17 protein-coding genes and 1 pseudogene are annotated in these 13,626 nt (G+C 68.1%); 6 read left to right on the top strand and 12 right to left on the bottom strand.

The annotated features are described in order from the left end of the window. Positions 1-139 precede the first annotated feature (139 nt). From AC4BDD_RS00275 to AC4BDD_RS00290, 4 genes are all read right to left on the bottom strand, one after another. A complete protein-coding gene (locus AC4BDD_RS00275; protein ID WP_490688895.1) occupies positions 140-742 on the bottom strand; it encodes a hypothetical protein in 603 nt (200 codons plus the stop codon). After that, positions 739-2,007, bottom strand: a complete 1,269-nt coding sequence (locus tag AC4BDD_RS00280) for a DUF7224 domain-containing protein (RefSeq protein WP_490688896.1) — start codon at positions 2,005-2,007, stop codon at positions 739-741. Before AC4BDD_RS00280 ends, AC4BDD_RS00275 begins: the two co-directional genes overlap by 4 nt. A 3-nt stretch (positions 2,008-2,010) precedes the next feature. Then, a complete protein-coding gene (locus AC4BDD_RS00285) occupies positions 2,011-2,754 on the bottom strand; it encodes an ATP-binding cassette domain-containing protein (RefSeq protein WP_490688897.1) in 744 nt (247 codons plus the stop codon). A 128-nt stretch (positions 2,755-2,882) separates the two neighbouring features. Then, complete coding sequence (locus AC4BDD_RS00290; RefSeq protein ID WP_490688898.1) at positions 2,883-3,284, bottom strand: hypothetical protein; 402 nt, start codon at positions 3,282-3,284, stop codon at positions 2,883-2,885. Positions 3,285-3,815: 531 nt separating this feature from the next. Here AC4BDD_RS00290 and AC4BDD_RS00295 point away from each other — a divergent pair. From AC4BDD_RS00295 to AC4BDD_RS00310, 4 genes are all read left to right on the top strand, one after another. Next, positions 3,816-4,580, top strand: a complete 765-nt coding sequence (locus AC4BDD_RS00295) for an RNA polymerase sigma factor (protein ID WP_490688899.1) — start codon at positions 3,816-3,818, stop codon at positions 4,578-4,580. A gap of 598 nt (positions 4,581-5,178) precedes the next feature. Then, positions 5,179-5,349, top strand: a complete 171-nt coding sequence (locus AC4BDD_RS00300) for a hypothetical protein (RefSeq protein WP_490688900.1) — start codon at positions 5,179-5,181, stop codon at positions 5,347-5,349. Continuing rightward, positions 5,346-6,002, top strand: coding sequence for a Fic family protein (locus AC4BDD_RS00305; RefSeq protein WP_490688901.1), 657 nt, complete (start codon positions 5,346-5,348; stop codon positions 6,000-6,002). Before AC4BDD_RS00300 ends, AC4BDD_RS00305 begins: the two co-directional genes overlap by 4 nt. Then, positions 5,999-6,394 (top strand): DUF5958 family protein, encoded by a 396-nt coding sequence (locus tag AC4BDD_RS00310; RefSeq protein ID WP_490688902.1) that lies wholly within the window; start codon positions 5,999-6,001, stop codon positions 6,392-6,394. Before AC4BDD_RS00305 ends, AC4BDD_RS00310 begins: the two co-directional genes overlap by 4 nt. A 58-nt stretch (positions 6,395-6,452) precedes the next feature. Here AC4BDD_RS00310 and AC4BDD_RS00315 read toward each other — a convergent pair whose 3' ends face one another. From AC4BDD_RS00315 to AC4BDD_RS00325, 3 genes are all read right to left on the bottom strand, one after another. Then, positions 6,453-7,193, bottom strand: coding sequence for a DUF4253 domain-containing protein (locus AC4BDD_RS00315; RefSeq protein ID WP_490688903.1), 741 nt, complete (start codon positions 7,191-7,193; stop codon positions 6,453-6,455). Between the two features lie 275 nt (positions 7,194-7,468). Continuing rightward, complete coding sequence (locus AC4BDD_RS00320; protein ID WP_490688904.1) at positions 7,469-7,873, bottom strand: transposase; 405 nt, start codon at positions 7,871-7,873, stop codon at positions 7,469-7,471. Positions 7,874-7,921: 48 nt separating this feature from the next. Next, complete coding sequence (locus AC4BDD_RS00325) at positions 7,922-8,671, bottom strand: helix-turn-helix domain-containing protein (protein WP_490688905.1); 750 nt, start codon at positions 8,669-8,671, stop codon at positions 7,922-7,924. A gap of 184 nt (positions 8,672-8,855) precedes the next feature. On the opposite strand from AC4BDD_RS00325, the gene AC4BDD_RS00330 reads away from it, so the two are divergent. Next, positions 8,856-10,106: an amidase gene (locus AC4BDD_RS00330; RefSeq protein ID WP_490691994.1), complete on the top strand. Its 1,251-nt coding sequence runs from the start codon at positions 8,856-8,858 to the stop codon at positions 10,104-10,106. A gap of 61 nt (positions 10,107-10,167) precedes the next feature. Next, positions 10,168-10,494, top strand: a pseudogene (locus AC4BDD_RS00335) (IS982 family transposase); the annotation flags it as partial. A 904-nt stretch (positions 10,495-11,398) separates the two neighbouring features. Here the strand turns inward: AC4BDD_RS00335 and AC4BDD_RS00340 are convergent. The 5 genes from AC4BDD_RS00340 to AC4BDD_RS00360 all read right to left on the bottom strand — a co-directional run bounded on the left by AC4BDD_RS00340 (position 11,399) and on the right by AC4BDD_RS00360 (position 13,575). Then, a complete protein-coding gene (locus AC4BDD_RS00340) occupies positions 11,399-11,932 on the bottom strand; it encodes a hypothetical protein (RefSeq protein ID WP_490688906.1) in 534 nt (177 codons plus the stop codon). Further along, positions 11,929-12,243 (bottom strand): hypothetical protein, encoded by a 315-nt coding sequence (locus AC4BDD_RS00345; protein WP_490688907.1) that lies wholly within the window; start codon positions 12,241-12,243, stop codon positions 11,929-11,931. The genes AC4BDD_RS00340 and AC4BDD_RS00345 overlap by 4 nt, the downstream gene beginning before the upstream one ends. Positions 12,244-12,275: 32 nt before the next feature. Further along, positions 12,276-12,488 carry a hypothetical protein gene (locus AC4BDD_RS00350; protein ID WP_490688908.1) on the bottom strand — a complete coding sequence of 71 codons (213 nt, stop codon included), beginning with the start codon at positions 12,486-12,488 and terminating at the stop codon, positions 12,276-12,278. 100 nt (positions 12,489-12,588) lie between these two features. Further along, positions 12,589-12,783, bottom strand: a complete 195-nt coding sequence (locus AC4BDD_RS00355) for a hypothetical protein (RefSeq protein WP_490688909.1) — start codon at positions 12,781-12,783, stop codon at positions 12,589-12,591. A 189-nt stretch (positions 12,784-12,972) separates the two neighbouring features. Next, complete coding sequence (locus tag AC4BDD_RS00360) at positions 12,973-13,575, bottom strand: hypothetical protein (RefSeq protein WP_490691995.1); 603 nt, start codon at positions 13,573-13,575, stop codon at positions 12,973-12,975. Positions 13,576-13,626: the final 51 nt, after the last annotated feature.

The raw sequence follows: 13,626 nt of genomic DNA on the forward strand, positions 1-13,626 counted from the left end.
GCTCGCAGTCCTCCCTGCGCGGGTGCAGGGCCGACAGCACGCTGTGGCTGCGTGTGTGCCGTACTGCGGACCGTCCCCGCGGGCGCGGGCCGATGCGGCCTCGCGCGTCCGGTTGGCCGCCTGGTTGGTCGACAACACCTCAAACACCCATGGCAAGGGAGCGCGAGGAAGGCTGCCTGGTGATGGTGAGCGACAGTCCCGCGAGGAGTACGGCCCCGGTGATGGCCGAGGCCGCCGGGGAGTCGGCGGGGTGCAGGAGCCATGCCCAGGGCTCAGCTCGGCCCCCTGCGCTCCAGCCAGTGGCCGCGCACACCAATGGCGCCGCGGCGAGCACGACCGCTGCAAGACGGTGGCCAATGAGTGGGAGGAGCAGTAGCCCCAAGCCGACGTACGCGGCGATATTTCGGCCCAGCACCAAGCTTATGGCGCCGCTCCCGATTGCGTAAGCCAAGCCGGCCACCGCCGCGCCACCGACAGCGACGGCCAGGCCGAGAGCCGCATCCCAAGCCCGTACGGGCCGACAGGCAACGCTTTCAGCGCGCAGGTCGCCGCGCCCCATGCCATAGAGGAGCATGACTGCGGGCAGCAGGGCGATGAGGTGCCCTACGAGGAACTGCCCGGAACGGCCGGTTAGCACCGGCATGGGCAGCTCTACATTCCCCATGAGCAGGCCCGCCGCGTTGGTCCCGACGACGGATACGGCCAGTGCGGGAACGGCGCGGGCCTTGTACCACCAGATCATGTCTGACTCCCGCCGATGCGCAACTGGGGGCGCATGTTGCAGTCACCCATCGCCTTGGCATTGCGCTTGTACCAGGCGAGCTGCACGTGCTGGGGTTGTTTCATGACGTGCTGGGCGAGGGCGAGCTCAGGTGGTATCACCCGGTTGGCGACCTCGCGGGGTGAGGCGCCGGCGGTAAGGGAGAGCCAGGCGCCGACGGGACCGGAGGCGGTCTCAGCCGGGTAGGGCGCCCCCTCTGCGGCGCATGCGGGCGCCTGCGGGATCAGGCCATCCGCCACGCCTATACGGACGTTGTCGGCGTCGGTATCAGGCCCGATGGCAAGTTTGGACTCGTCAGAACCGGGCCGGTCGGCCATGGTCAGTGTGGCGGGGACCGCGATGCCGACCTGGCGGAGCCTGTCGGCGGCCTTGCGCGCCTCGGTGCGGATCATGGCCGCTTGGCCGTCCGTCTCGGGCCACAGGCAGATCCGCGGTCGCCCGTCGTCGCAGGCAAGCTCACTGGTCGACCTGGATACCACCGGTTCGGCTCCCATGCCATGGGCGGCGGCCGCGCCGCCCGCGAAGCCCCCAGCGGCCAAGGCCGCGGCCGTGATCGCGGCGGGGGCACTCTTGCGGTAGTGGATGAGTACCACGGCGGCCAGGCAGACTGCTGTACCGAAGACTCCAGCGCTCACCAGCGCACGTACGTCCACGCTCTGATCGAGGTTGCAGCAGTCAATGAGTCCTCCGCCGACCAGGTGGCGGATCCACAAGATGTCCCAGGAGACCGGGAAGGCGGTGGCGACGAAGCTGGTGATCAGTGCGACCGGGACTGCGAGGACAGGGGCCAACAGGCGGCCCAGGAGGTAGCCGACCAGGGTGTTGGCCGCCAGCAGCACGGCTTCGACAGTCAAGATCCCCAGATGCGGCATTCCGAGGCCGACGTCGGCGGCGGCCGCTGTCACTAGGAGGGCCACCCCCATGCCGACCATCCCCATCAAAAGCACGGGGAGCAGCAGGGGAAGGGCGATGGTCAACGGCGAGCGCACGGCGGTCTGGTCGACGATGCGTGCGCGACGCAGACGGCCTCCCTCCCACGCCGCTGCTGCGGAACAGGCAGCGCCGACGAAGCCCAGGGCGTTGCTTGCGCTGCCCGTGACGGCGGGCCAGTAGCGGGGGGTGACCCACTCGGTCATGTCGTCGCCGAGTGCAAGTGCGACGAACGCGGCCAGGAAGGGCAGGGTGCGGGTGGCCGACGAGAGGCGGACGATGGTGCGCAGCAGCACTGGTCAGACCTCCTCGCCCACGAGTTGGGCGTAGGCCGCTTCGGCCCGTTCGCGGGGGCCTTGGGCGTTGTCGGCCAAGGCGTGGAACTGGGCGGTGGTGCCCTGGAAGCGGACGGTGCCCCGGCCCAGTACGACAACGTGCTGGTAGAGCTCGGCGAGGTCTTCCGTCTGATGGGTGGAGACAAGGACGTGGACGTCATCGGCGAGCTCTTCGAGCAAGGTGCGGAAGACCCTGCGCTGAGTGGGGTCGAGACCGGCGGTCGGCTCGTCCATGAGGATGAGCTCGCTGCGGTGGGTGAGCGCGCCGGCAATTCCCATGCGGCGCAGCTGGCCGCCTGAGACCTGATGGCTGCGGCGTTCGGCGAGTTTGCTCAGGCCGACACGGTCCAGGGCGGAGGCGGAGGCGTTCCAGGCATCGGTGCGGTTCATGCCTTTCAGCCAGCCGGCGTAGGCGACCTGCTCGCGTACGGTCAGCCCTGGGACAGATGCGATCTGTTGCGGCAGCCAGGCCACCGCCTTGCGGTACGCCGTCACGTTCCGGTGAACCGCAGGGTTGCGGCCCCTCCAGGTGACAGTTCCGCGAGTTGGTTTCAGGTGGGACGCCGCCAGCGCCAGCAGCGTCGACTTACCTGCCCCGTTGGGGCCGAGCAGTACGGTTGCCGGGCTGTCGATGTTTAGGTCGAACCCGTCGAGCACGGTCGTCTTCCTGTTGTAGTGGAAGGCGACGTCGCGGAAGTTCAAGGCCATGAATCGCACATTCCGCCGCTGTACATACCCAGCGGCTGCTGTAGTTGAAGAGTGAGCGGACTGGTGCCGCGGTACATGCGAACCTGTACCGCGGCACCAGCAATGAAGCACCTAGCGGAGCTCCGGCTCTAGTACTTGATGTAGACCTTGTTGGCGCTCATGTAGCTGCCGCTCGTGAACCCGGAGAGTTCAAAGTAGTACTTACCGGAAGACTCATCACCCCAGGACGACGTGCCACACCTGTTCGTGCGGCTGCCCTTGTTGTCGTCGGGGTAGAAATCGCGGTTCTTCCACAGCTTGAGCGTGGCCGACCTGAACCCATCCGAACCGTCAGTCGAGCAACCCCTCAGCTTCACCGAGGTAGTGACCGAGTCCCTGTTGTTGTCCTGCCAGCGCGAGGACTCCTCCCCCTGACGCCACAGCGTGAAGTACGTATCACGGCTCCCCTCGGCATGGGCCGGGACTGCCCCGACGAATCCCAGCAGTACGGCCCCTGCTATGAGACCCGTGACTCTTCGGCTCGCGTTCATTCTCTCGCCCTCTCACCTATGACACGGGACATCAGGCGTCACGTGGGCATGGCGGAGAAAGCGTGCTCACCTTCCCCCCGTGCAGCGCTGCTCTGCTTGGCGATCGCGACAGGAAACGTATCTGCATGTACGGATAGCTACCATTCCGTTACGACCAAAAACAGTCGGTCTGCGTGAGGTGTGCGCAAAAACCGGCAGCGCCCAGCCAGCCCGAATCGCCCCGGCTGGGCGACAGGATGGTCGGATTCTTGCCCATTACACATAGCCGGAAAGTGCGGTGAGCAGCCCAATCATCCTGTGGCCTTGGCCCGTCCTTCCGCTGCCACGCCCACGAGGCCGCGGTGGCGGATCGATGGCGTCCCGCCGACGCACTGGGTGACCACGGTGAGGGGCGCGGCCGCGGGTCCGGCGAGGTAGCCCTGGATCTGCAGCGCGGCGCCGACGAGGACCTGCCGGACGCCGGGGGTTGTCCATGACGGTGTCGCGCACGACCTGGTCGTGGGCGGTGAGCTGGCGCAGGTCGGCGCGGACGTGCGGGTCGCGGAGCTGGCCCAGCACGGGTTTTCCGGACCGACGTACGAGGTCTTCGAGAACGACCTGTGCCGCAGGACCATGCCGGTGCTGCGCGGCATGCTGCGCAGCGGCAAGATGGCCCGGCTGTCTCAGCAGCGCCACCACCAGCGCGGCATAGCCCTGTACGTTCACCCCGACGACCAGCACATCCTTCACAGCAATGCCGAAGCGCGGGACGAGATCGCCGTGGACATCCTGCTCTCGGCGCTGCCTGCCTTCCGCCGGAACCCGCTGGTGCGAGCCGGCTGGAGTGCTCAGCATGCGGGCAGGCACGGCGCGTCCTGCCTGACCACTTACTTCATCGGCCAGTGCGTCTGGGACTTCCGCCGCGTCTACATCCGCTGGCGCAAACGGCGGCGGCATCTGGCGGACCACGAAGCGGCGATGTGGGATCCCGAGTCCTTCCATCGGCTGCTGCACGCACCAAGTCATGTCGCTGAGCCGGACGCAATCGTCCTCGGCAACGCGCTGTCCGACCTCATCACCAGCAAGTCCACAGAGGTCCAGGCCATCGTGCGGTTGACCAACGAGGGCTACACCGATTCCGAGATCGCTGAACGGCTCAAGACCACTCCGGGCGCCGTGCGGATGCACCTGTACCGGCTCCGACGGACGATCAAAGCCGCGGCCCGGGCGGGACGGGTCTGGATCCCCGAACAGCTGCGCGGGGGACAGCAGGGGTGTTCACGAGTGGGTCTGACCAGGCGGGACAGAAGCGGTTGAAGATCGCTTCCCAGCTACCCGAAGATCGTTTCCCGTTGATGAGGCAGGCAGCCGATATGGAGTGGAGCCAGGGCGGCTACGCAAGGCAGAGTGGGACGGTGAGTGAACTATGGGCACATACCCTGACGTGGGCAGATATGGATCCGGCTCGGCATCTGTTCGAGATGGACGACGATGCGGCGGAGGAGTTGGCAAGCCTTGTCGCGCCCTTGCTGCCCAGCGCTGAAGTCGCTCGCGAGGATCGCTGGCGTTCGTTGGATCCCGTCACCGAGTTCCTGGCAGGTCGTTACGGCCGATGGGCCTGCGGATGGAACTGGTCGGTTGGCGAGGGTGACGTCGACGGAGGTGTCGTCGAGGTGTGGTGCTGTTCATCCGACTCCGTGACAACCCCGGGGGCGACTGCCCCGCTGGTTGTCGAGGCCCTTCAGGAATGGCGTGGCTGGCTGGCGGACCTGGCGGAGCGGTTCGCGGCCCTGGCCCCGCCGGAGAACACCGCGATTTCTTCGGCGGACCTCTGGTACTGGGAGCGGGCGTGTACGCGCCTGGTCACCGTGGTGGCCGCCGCACCCAGGCCGAGAGCGGCTGGTACGGGCATTGCATGCAAGTCCTCCGATGGTTTCTCGCCTACAACGGCATCGACGAGGGCCAGGCCGAGGAGATCGTCAAGAACGCGGTCGGCGGCCGGTTCGGCAGTTGGATCGCACCTGACGTTCCGGTGGTCGACGGAGTGAGTTCGCGGTTCGCCAGAGGCGTGGGTGGCATCAGATGACTTCCGGGACCGGCCAACCGAAGGACAGCCTTGCCGACTGGCTGCTCATCCGGCCGGAGATCTCCTGGCCGTCCTGGCGCAACGCACGCCTCGTCTCGGAGGCGCCGGCCCGCGACGGCTTCCGGTATTTCTTCATGGCAACGCGAGGCGGACGTGACAGCGAGGGAACCGCACGGGTCCTGAACGCCCTTGAGGTGGCCCTCGCCGACGCTGAGCAGGGCAGGCCGCTGACCTTCGCCCTCATGGCGAAGTGGCAGCGGGCTGTGCTGGGCCACGACCTGGTCGGTTTCCGCACGATGCCGGCCTTCGCGAAGGGCGGACGGGAGCGCTACGGTCTTGCACCCGATACGCAGGCGCTGTTCGAGCGCTGTCTGTCCGATCGCTCTCAACCTGATCTGCCCCTCCCGTCACGTGCTGCCCGGACCTACCTCGACATCCTCTTCTTCCATCCGTTCGAGGACGGCAACGCCCGTGCGGCCATGCTGGCGTTGGCCTACGTCCTGGCCCGCGAAGGCGTCCTCCTCGACCAGGTTCACCCACTGCAGACCACCCGCTGGGCCGACGACGCAGAAGGCGCGGCCGATCTGGCGGTGCTCCTCGGAATCCTGATCACCGCTGCGGAGCGACGTCCGTCCCACGGGAGGCAGTCATGAACGAACGCGACGTCCTGCTCAACAAGCTCGCGCAGGGGCTGCGCCCGATGTCCCAGGGCATCAAATGGTTCGACAGCCTCGGCCAGGAAGAGCAGTCCGAGGTGCTGCTGTTCCTGCGCCACCACTGCGTTCAGGCGCGCGCCGTCGCCGAGGATGCGCCGGAGAGCATCCGCCGTGCTGGGCTACGCCCGACGCATACGCCCGCATTGTTGCTCTCACGAGGCCGGATCGACGAGCAACTGGGAAAGATCGCCGGTCTCGCGCCTCTCGACGAGCGCCGCAAGGCGTTCCGGCTGCTGATCGCGGTGCTCGCGATCGCCGACGGACGGCGCCGCGAGCGCTTCTGCTCCGACGGCTGCAGTCACTGGTGGCACAGACTGTCCGTTGCCTGACAACCCAGCACCGCACTCTGAAGGCCACTTCCCAGTCGAACGTCTTCCGGGTAGCGGATCAGTCCCACCAGAAGTCCCAGTGGTGGGCACCGGTGATCCGCTCAGCGTATGCGGTCAGTGTGTGCGGCCTACTGCCCTGCCAGATGTTGTCCGGGCAGAAGGCGAAGTGCTCGGCCGCGACCAGGAGAGCCTCATGCTCGTCCACGGGAGGCGAGGCGATGCTGAGGTGCAGCGTGGAGAAGCCGACCGCTACGACACGAGCACCGAACCGGTGCTCCCAATCCCGGACGACCACGGAGAACGTCGCGGTGTCATTGTCGTAGTTGCAGGGGCCGGCCCAGCCCGCGACCGTCAGCGCCTCGGCACCGGATGCCGCAGCGACCAGCCCCAGGCGCGTCTGGGGGCGTTCAGCAAGGAACGCCTGCGCGAACTCGGCGGCCAGTTGATCGGGGTTCGTTGTCGTCTCCCGACTGGACGCGAGACCGGGCCAGGTCTGTCCGAAGGGAGCCGTGACGGCGAGGCGCCTGTCTGCGTCGAGCATGTCGTCTTCGTCGACCGCCGTGTAGGTATCCCACCACCGTGTGAGGAGGCCGGCAGAATCGTGGCTCGCCGGGGAGGACATCTGCTCGGGAAAGACCTCTCCGGATCCCCACGGGCGGACTTCGCCGTCGTTCGGATCCAGCGAGTCGAGCAGCAGCGGCCACAGGCCGGAACGTGTGTGTTCGGCGTGCATTCGCGTCCACAGCTCGATCGTGGCCGGTCCCGAGCCACAGGGGTTGTACGTCTCCGTCGCCTTCATCGGACGTGACCATCCGACCGGGCGGGAGGCGACTCTCAGCGGAATCGCCGAGCAATTCGATCAAGTGTCCCACGTTCATGGCGGGCACCCTAACCGGGTGCGCTGACAAGGGTCGCCTGCTCAGCAGCGGCGGGCATCTAGTGCTCTGACCGGGAAGATTCACCGGTCCGCGGAGGGCTCGGCACGGAAACTCGCGTGTCGTCTTCCACTTGGCCGGTTGCCCTAGCGGACAGTTCGTTCACGACCGGCGGTCTCCAGGGCGGTGGGCCATCGGCTCACCAGGCAGGGCGGATCGGTCCCGGCGGTGCCAGGAGTGTCAGGTCGGCGACGAGTTCGCTGAAGCGCGCCTGGCCCAGTACTTCTCGCCACGGTGCGACGGCAGCCCGGGCTGCCTGGTCGGCAGCGCGCGTAGCGGCCCAGCCGGTCTCGGTCAGCACCAGAAGGCGGGCGCGGGCATCGTGCGGGTGTGGATGCCGCTCCACGTACTTACTGGATGTGTGGGTCTGCATGGTGTGGCTGGGATGGTTGGAGTTGGCGATGGTGAACTGCCGCAGCGGTCCGAAGTGGGCCTCGATGGGGTTCGCCCACGAGGCGTGGGTCGGGGTGAAGCACAACTCGACCTTGTTCTTCTTCGCCCAGCGGCGGATGTCGGCGCCCTTGTGAGCGGACAGGTTGTCCATGATCACGTAGATCGGGGCGCCGTCAGGCCGGGGCGGCGCGGATGGACTTCAGCGCGGCCAGCGTGTTGGCGGCGCCCTTCTTGCGCTTGTTGACGCCCATAGCCGGTCGTCGCCCACCGAGTAGCAGCCGTGGAAGTACCGCACGCCGTGGGTGCGGTGGTAGGTGGCGGGCAGCCGGTCGGGGCGTTTGCGCGCGGCCCAGCCCGAGCCTGCGGTGGGGCGGATGCCGAGCGGGCCGAACTCGTCGAAGGCGAAGACCCGGTCCGGAAAGCGGTCGAGGACTTCCTCGATCCGGTCCAGCTTCGCCTCGCGTTCGGGATCCGGGGATTCCTTCCAGGTCTTGGTGCGCTGGAAGGTGACGCCGCGGCGGGCGAGAAGGCCGCGTAACGCCTCGCGGCCGATGAGGATCATCCGGCCGTGGACTTTGCGCAGGTAGGCGACGAGCTTGCGCAGCGACCAGCGGGTGAAGGGCTGGCCGAGCTTGATGGGGCGGGTGGTAGCCGTCTGGATGACGAAGTCCTCGTCGTCAGGGGTGAGCAGGCGGGGACGGCCTCCCGCCCACTGCGGGTCCAGACAGGCCAGGCCGATCTCGTTGAACCGATGAATCACATCGCGCACGGTGTCCTCATCGGCCTGCACCAGCTGGGCGATCACCGGCACACGATTCCCGCCGGCCGAGGCCAGCAGCATCATCGCGCGCCGATAGCGCACCGAACTGGTGCTGCCCCGGCGCACGATCTGCTGCAGCTTCCGCCCTTCCTGGTCGGTCAGTCTGCGCACACGGACGGTCTCGGCCACCGCGCCTCCAGCGGTCGGATCGGACGTCACCCCACATCCAACCGTCACGACCGCCAACCCGGCGAACCTATGCGGTCACAGCACTAGACGAGTTATTCCAGTCATGTTCGATGGTCATAGGCGATGGCAGAGCGGCGGGAGGGCTGCGGCAGCTTGGGTCTCTACAGGGAGGGCAGGTATGGGCATGGGGATCGCTGACGAGCTCTGCGAACGCATCGAGGCCGGAGAGGTAGTCCTTCGTGCCTTTGTTACGGAAGCGGAGACGGATTCTGCCCGGCGAAGGAGAATTCGGGCAGAGGAACGAGTCGTACGAGAGCGATGGGACTCCCCTGGTCGGCGGCCCCCGCTCTTCTGCGTCCCCGTCGCGGTCAAGGACATCATCCGGGTCCAAGGGCTGCCCACCCTGGCCGGTTCCCGGCTGCCCGCTGATGTGTTCGCGGGAGCACAGGCCTCAGTCGTCGACAGGTTGCGGAGCGCCGGAGCGATTGTCGCGGGGAAGACCGTCACGGCGGAGTTCGCCATGAGCGCGCCCGGCCCCACGCGCAATCCGCACGATCCCGAGCACACCCCGGGCGGTTCGAGCAGTGGCTCCGCGGCTGCCGTGGCGGCCGGGATCGTGCCGCTCGCCCTCGGTACCCAGACCGTGGGCTCCGTCGTCCGGCCCGCCGCCTACTGCGGTGTCGTCGGGTTCAAGCCCACCTTCGGGCGGATACCCATCGACGGGGTCGTGCCCAACGTCCCCTCTCTCGACACCCTCGGGGTGCTCGCCGACAGCCTACCGATGGCAGAGGCCGCGGCCGGCGTGCTATGTGACGGGTGGTCAGCCCCTAAAGCCGTCACGGCACCCATCCTCGGCGTGCCCGACGGGCCCTACCTCCAACAGGCCGATGCCGACGGGCTCACCGCATTCGAGAAACAGGTGCGCGTCCTCATCGCCGCCGGGTTCACCGTCCACCGCGTGCCACTGCTCGACAACTTCGACGAGGTCATGCGCGGGCTCCGAGCCGTCAACCGGTACGAGGCCGCCGGCAGCCACGCCGAGTGGTTCCCCCGGTACGGACACCTTTACCAGCCGCAGTCCGTCGCCACCATCCAACAGGGGCTCGCCATTACGCGGGAGGAATACGCGAAGGGGCTCAAGCAGCAGGCCGAGCTCCGGGCGCGGCTCGCCGACAGCACCTATGCCGCCGGCGTCGACCTGTGGATCGCCCCCTCCGCCACCGAACCCGCACCCCACGGCCTCGACAGCACCGGCAGCCCCGTGATGTGCGCGCCCTGGAGCTACGCCGGATGGCCCGCCCTCTCCGTGCCCGCCGGCCGCAACCCTCAAGGGCTGCCGTTCGGACTGCAGTGCGTCAGTCCCGCGCATTCTGATGAGCACCTCATCAAGTGGGCGGAGCCCATCGCCGCCGCACTGACGGGCCGCCTCAGCTGAAGACCCAGGGTGTCTGAACCGCTCCTGGCGAGACACTTCGAGCCGCCGGGGTGTCTGCAGCATGTGGGAAGCTGTTCAAGGTCGTTGCGTGAACGACGAGCTGAGCACTCTGATCATCGCACTGTACGTGACCATCGACGACCAGGTGGTGGTGGAGCGATGCGCGGGCAGGCCAACGCGGTTGACCGATGCCGAGCTGGTCACGCTCGCGGTGCTGCAGGCGCTGCTGGGCTTTCACTCGGAGTCGAGGTGGCTGCGGTACGCGCACGCGCACCTGTCCGCGCCGTTCCCGTACATACCGAAGCAGCCTGGCTGGAACAAGCGACTACGGGCCGCGTTGCCGCTGGTCAAGAAGGCGATACGCACGCTCGCCGTCGATACGGACTTCTCGCGGGAACCGCAGCTGGAGGACGTCCTGGTCGGCGGCGAGCGGCAGGGCTGGCAGCCCGGTCGGCGGCATCGCTCGCTGCATATCCCGCACGAACTCCTCCGTCCAGCCGGACTCATCCCTCCTCGTCGGCGTCGACGAGCGCCTGGAGCGGGATGAGGTCCTCCGTGGGCTGTGCCGGTGCCGGTTCTGAGGTCGTCTGCAAGGCCAGGTGGTCGGGGTCCACTCCGTTCGCGACCGCCATGTCCGCATAGCTGGAGTACAGCTCGACTGTCGGGGAGCTCGGACGGGGCGATGTCATCGCGGTCGATCAGGTCCTGGATCTGCTGGTTGCCGGAGGCGCCGCTCAGCAGCCACCCTGCGCAGATGTGAGGTTTTGCCGGAGTGGATGAGTGGCAGCCGAACGTACGGGTGGAGCCGGGCTGGCTGGGCGCTGAGGATGAAGGCCTGGGTGGGGAACTGCCCGGGCGGGGCGTCGCGGCGCCATGGGCACGGCTCGTCGCCGCCGCACGGGCGCCGCGCCGCGCTCGGGGTGCCGTCGTAGGTCACGGTGGTGAAGCCCCACACGTCATCAGCGGGCCTTTGGTGGAGCACTGTGGCCCGGTTAGGTCGCTCCGCTACGGTTTCCGGGATCGGCGGGGATGCCGGAGGCGGCAGGCGCAGGTCCTCGCCGGCTGTGAGTAAGCCTTTCAGGTGTGTCAGCAGTTCCTCGACGGTGGTGCCCCGCGCCGCCGCGAGTTCGGTCAGCCGGGTGCGGACACGGCGGTCGTGGTCGGTGTCCACGCTGTCCGCGCTGTCCGCGCTGTCCGCGCTGTCCGCGCTGTCCGCGCTGTCCGCGCTGTCCGCAAGACTGTCGTCGGCCGGCTTGGCCGGGTGGAGGTCGTCGCTCATGTCGTGCCTTCTCTCATGGTGCGGGCTGGGCGATGGCGTGGGGCGGCAGACCGTCGCGCAGGATGGTGAGGTTGGGCCCCATGGAGAGATCGCGGCCGAAGGTGCTGACCGCGTCGCGGCCGCGGCCCTGACCGCGTCGGAAGTCGCCGGTCAGCGGGACTCCCCAGTAGAGCGCGGCCTGCCCGTCCTCCAGGGCGGGATCAGCCACCACACCGTCGGCGGTCAGACACCAGGCATGGTCGACCGCCGGGCACTCCACCAGTCCAGGGACCCAGGCGTAGCCCTCCACATACGTCCAGCCCGGCTCCCGGTCGGCCCACTCGTGGGCGGCGGCGAAGCAGTCGCCGGGGCGAGGGTGGCCGCCGTACGGCCAGGGGGCGGGTGGGTAGAGGCGGCCATGCCGCAGCACCAGGTCGGCAAAGCTGGAGAAGGCCCACGGCTCGGGCGGCTCCCGGCAGCCCGGCGGCAGGCGGTCCAGCCGCAGCTGCCGATAGCACTTAAGCCACCGGCGCAAGCCGGCCAACGCCTCAGCGTGGGCGACCGTCACCGTTCAGCGCTCCGCTCAGCGGCGTTGAGGGAGACGGCTTCGGCCGTGCAGACCTCGACCACCGGGCCGGTGAGCCGCCCCGCGCGCCAGGACGGGCGCAGGCCGGCATCCAGCAGGTCAGCGCGCGTGGCCAGGACTCGCAGCGTCCCGGCGATACAGCCCTCCCCGGCGGCGTCCGGGGTGACCACGGTGAGCGTGCCGGAGCGGTCGGCTACGAGGACGGAGCGCTCGCCGAGCGTGGTGAGTGCGCGCAGGTGGTCCGGGCTGATCTCGGCCGGCGCCCAATCCGGCGGGGGCTGTGTCGCGGACATCCGTCCCCTTCCTTGCTGTCCGGCCCGCCGCCTCACTGCCCGGTGATGCGGATGGCGTCCAGGATCTTGTCGGCGATTTCGTCAGCCATCGCGGTGCCGGTAGCGCCTGGCATGAGAGCGGCGAACATCTGCCGCGCGGTCGCCCGAGCCCGCTCGGTCGCCTCGGCACTCCAGGCGTCCAACGCTTCGCCCACGCGCTCGAGGGCCAGCTTCGTGTAGGCGTCGAGCACTTCGTTCTCGATCACCTCGGTGACGCGCTGCCGGAGGGTGCCGGCGCTACCGGGGACATACTCCTCCGTCAGGCCTGGTCCCGGCCGCAACAGCTATGCGGGTCGCCGGCGTGGGTCAGACGTCCTCGATCACCGTCTCCGCCAGGACCGTCTCGCGCTTGAGCCGGTGCAGGACTCCGTCGGCGGCGAGCTCGCGGCACCATTGAAGGTGCCCAAGTGCCTCCTTACTGTCGGCGAAGCCGCTACCGACATCACGCCACAGCCCCTCACCCGCGGGCTCGGCGAGACCTGCTTGGACCGTCCATCGCACCGACCGCACTGAACCACCCCCGTCCTTCCGGCTCCCAAGCAACCAGTCGCGGACGGCGCGGCTGTCGCCGGCGCTGAGAAGGAGTCGGCCCCACCTGCACTCACGTGCCCTCCACAGAACGGAATCGGCCGCGTACCCGTATGAGTGCACCACCACGTACTGAGTACATGCACCAGCAAGCGGCTCATGTCATTGCGTCATTGCGCAGGCATGGTGGTGGATAGGGCGGTGGACCTCCAGGATGACTGCGGTACCGGCCACGGTTTTATCCTCGTGCATGGTGATTTGCTGGCCGGGCTGGACGTGCGTCCAGTGCGAGGGAGTGAGGGGCACGATGCGAACCATGGCGCGCCCGCCGGGCTCCAGGATGGGCAGCTTCTCAACCCAGAGCCCAGCGATGCTGACCGCCCGTCCGCCGGTGCGTGAGAGGTGTCCGATGTCCCACATGGGTCGCAGAACACCGGAGTGGATTGGCGTCGTGCGTCGCGCCTCGGCGGCAGGGCGCAGCGTCAGATCCGCCCGGATCACGCCGTTGCGGATCTCGGAGCATCGCCAATTGCACCAAGCCGCGCTCCGTTCCATCCAGAGCTGCTCAGCCGCTTCGGCAAGCTTCTCCCAGAACGCCAGAGGGAGCGAGCGAGAACCCCCGAACTCCTCCAGCAGACCCAGGGCGATCTCCCACTCGTCGTGGACGAGGTAGTCCCAGACGTCTCGCACCGTGATGTCATTCTCGATGGCGATCTCTTCCGGAACCAGTAGGGAAGCTGCTTCGAGCAGCTCGGTGACGTCCATGCGCTCATTGTCGACGACATGGCTCATCAGGCTGCGCTTCCCTGCTCTCGC

This window comes from Streptomyces sp. JLBT605 (assembly GCF_058215555.1).

Coding starts and splice junctions, on each gene's coding strand:
- AC4BDD_RS00345 (WP_490688907.1), bottom strand. CDS start 12,243: ATGTCCGCGACACAGCCCCCGCCGGATTGGGCGCCGGCCGAGATCAGC.
- AC4BDD_RS00315 (WP_490688903.1), bottom strand. CDS start 7,193: ATGAAGGCGACGGAGACGTACAACCCCTGTGGCTCGGGACCGGCCACG.
- AC4BDD_RS00305 (WP_490688901.1), top strand. CDS start 5,346: ATGACTTCCGGGACCGGCCAACCGAAGGACAGCCTTGCCGACTGGCTG.
- AC4BDD_RS00360 (WP_490691995.1), bottom strand. CDS start 13,575: ATGGACGTCACCGAGCTGCTCGAAGCAGCTTCCCTACTGGTTCCGGAA.
- AC4BDD_RS00320 (WP_490688904.1), bottom strand. CDS start 7,873: ATGGACAACCTGTCCGCTCACAAGGGCGCCGACATCCGCCGCTGGGCG.
- AC4BDD_RS00285 (WP_490688897.1), bottom strand. CDS start 2,754: ATGGCCTTGAACTTCCGCGACGTCGCCTTCCACTACAACAGGAAGACG.
- AC4BDD_RS00310 (WP_490688902.1), top strand. CDS start 5,999: ATGAACGAACGCGACGTCCTGCTCAACAAGCTCGCGCAGGGGCTGCGC.
- AC4BDD_RS00275 (WP_490688895.1), bottom strand. CDS start 742: ATGATCTGGTGGTACAAGGCCCGCGCCGTTCCCGCACTGGCCGTATCC.
- AC4BDD_RS00330 (WP_490691994.1), top strand. CDS start 8,856: ATGGGGATCGCTGACGAGCTCTGCGAACGCATCGAGGCCGGAGAGGTA.
- AC4BDD_RS00300 (WP_490688900.1), top strand. CDS start 5,179: ATGCAAGTCCTCCGATGGTTTCTCGCCTACAACGGCATCGACGAGGGC.
- AC4BDD_RS00290 (WP_490688898.1), bottom strand. CDS start 3,284: ATGAACGCGAGCCGAAGAGTCACGGGTCTCATAGCAGGGGCCGTACTG.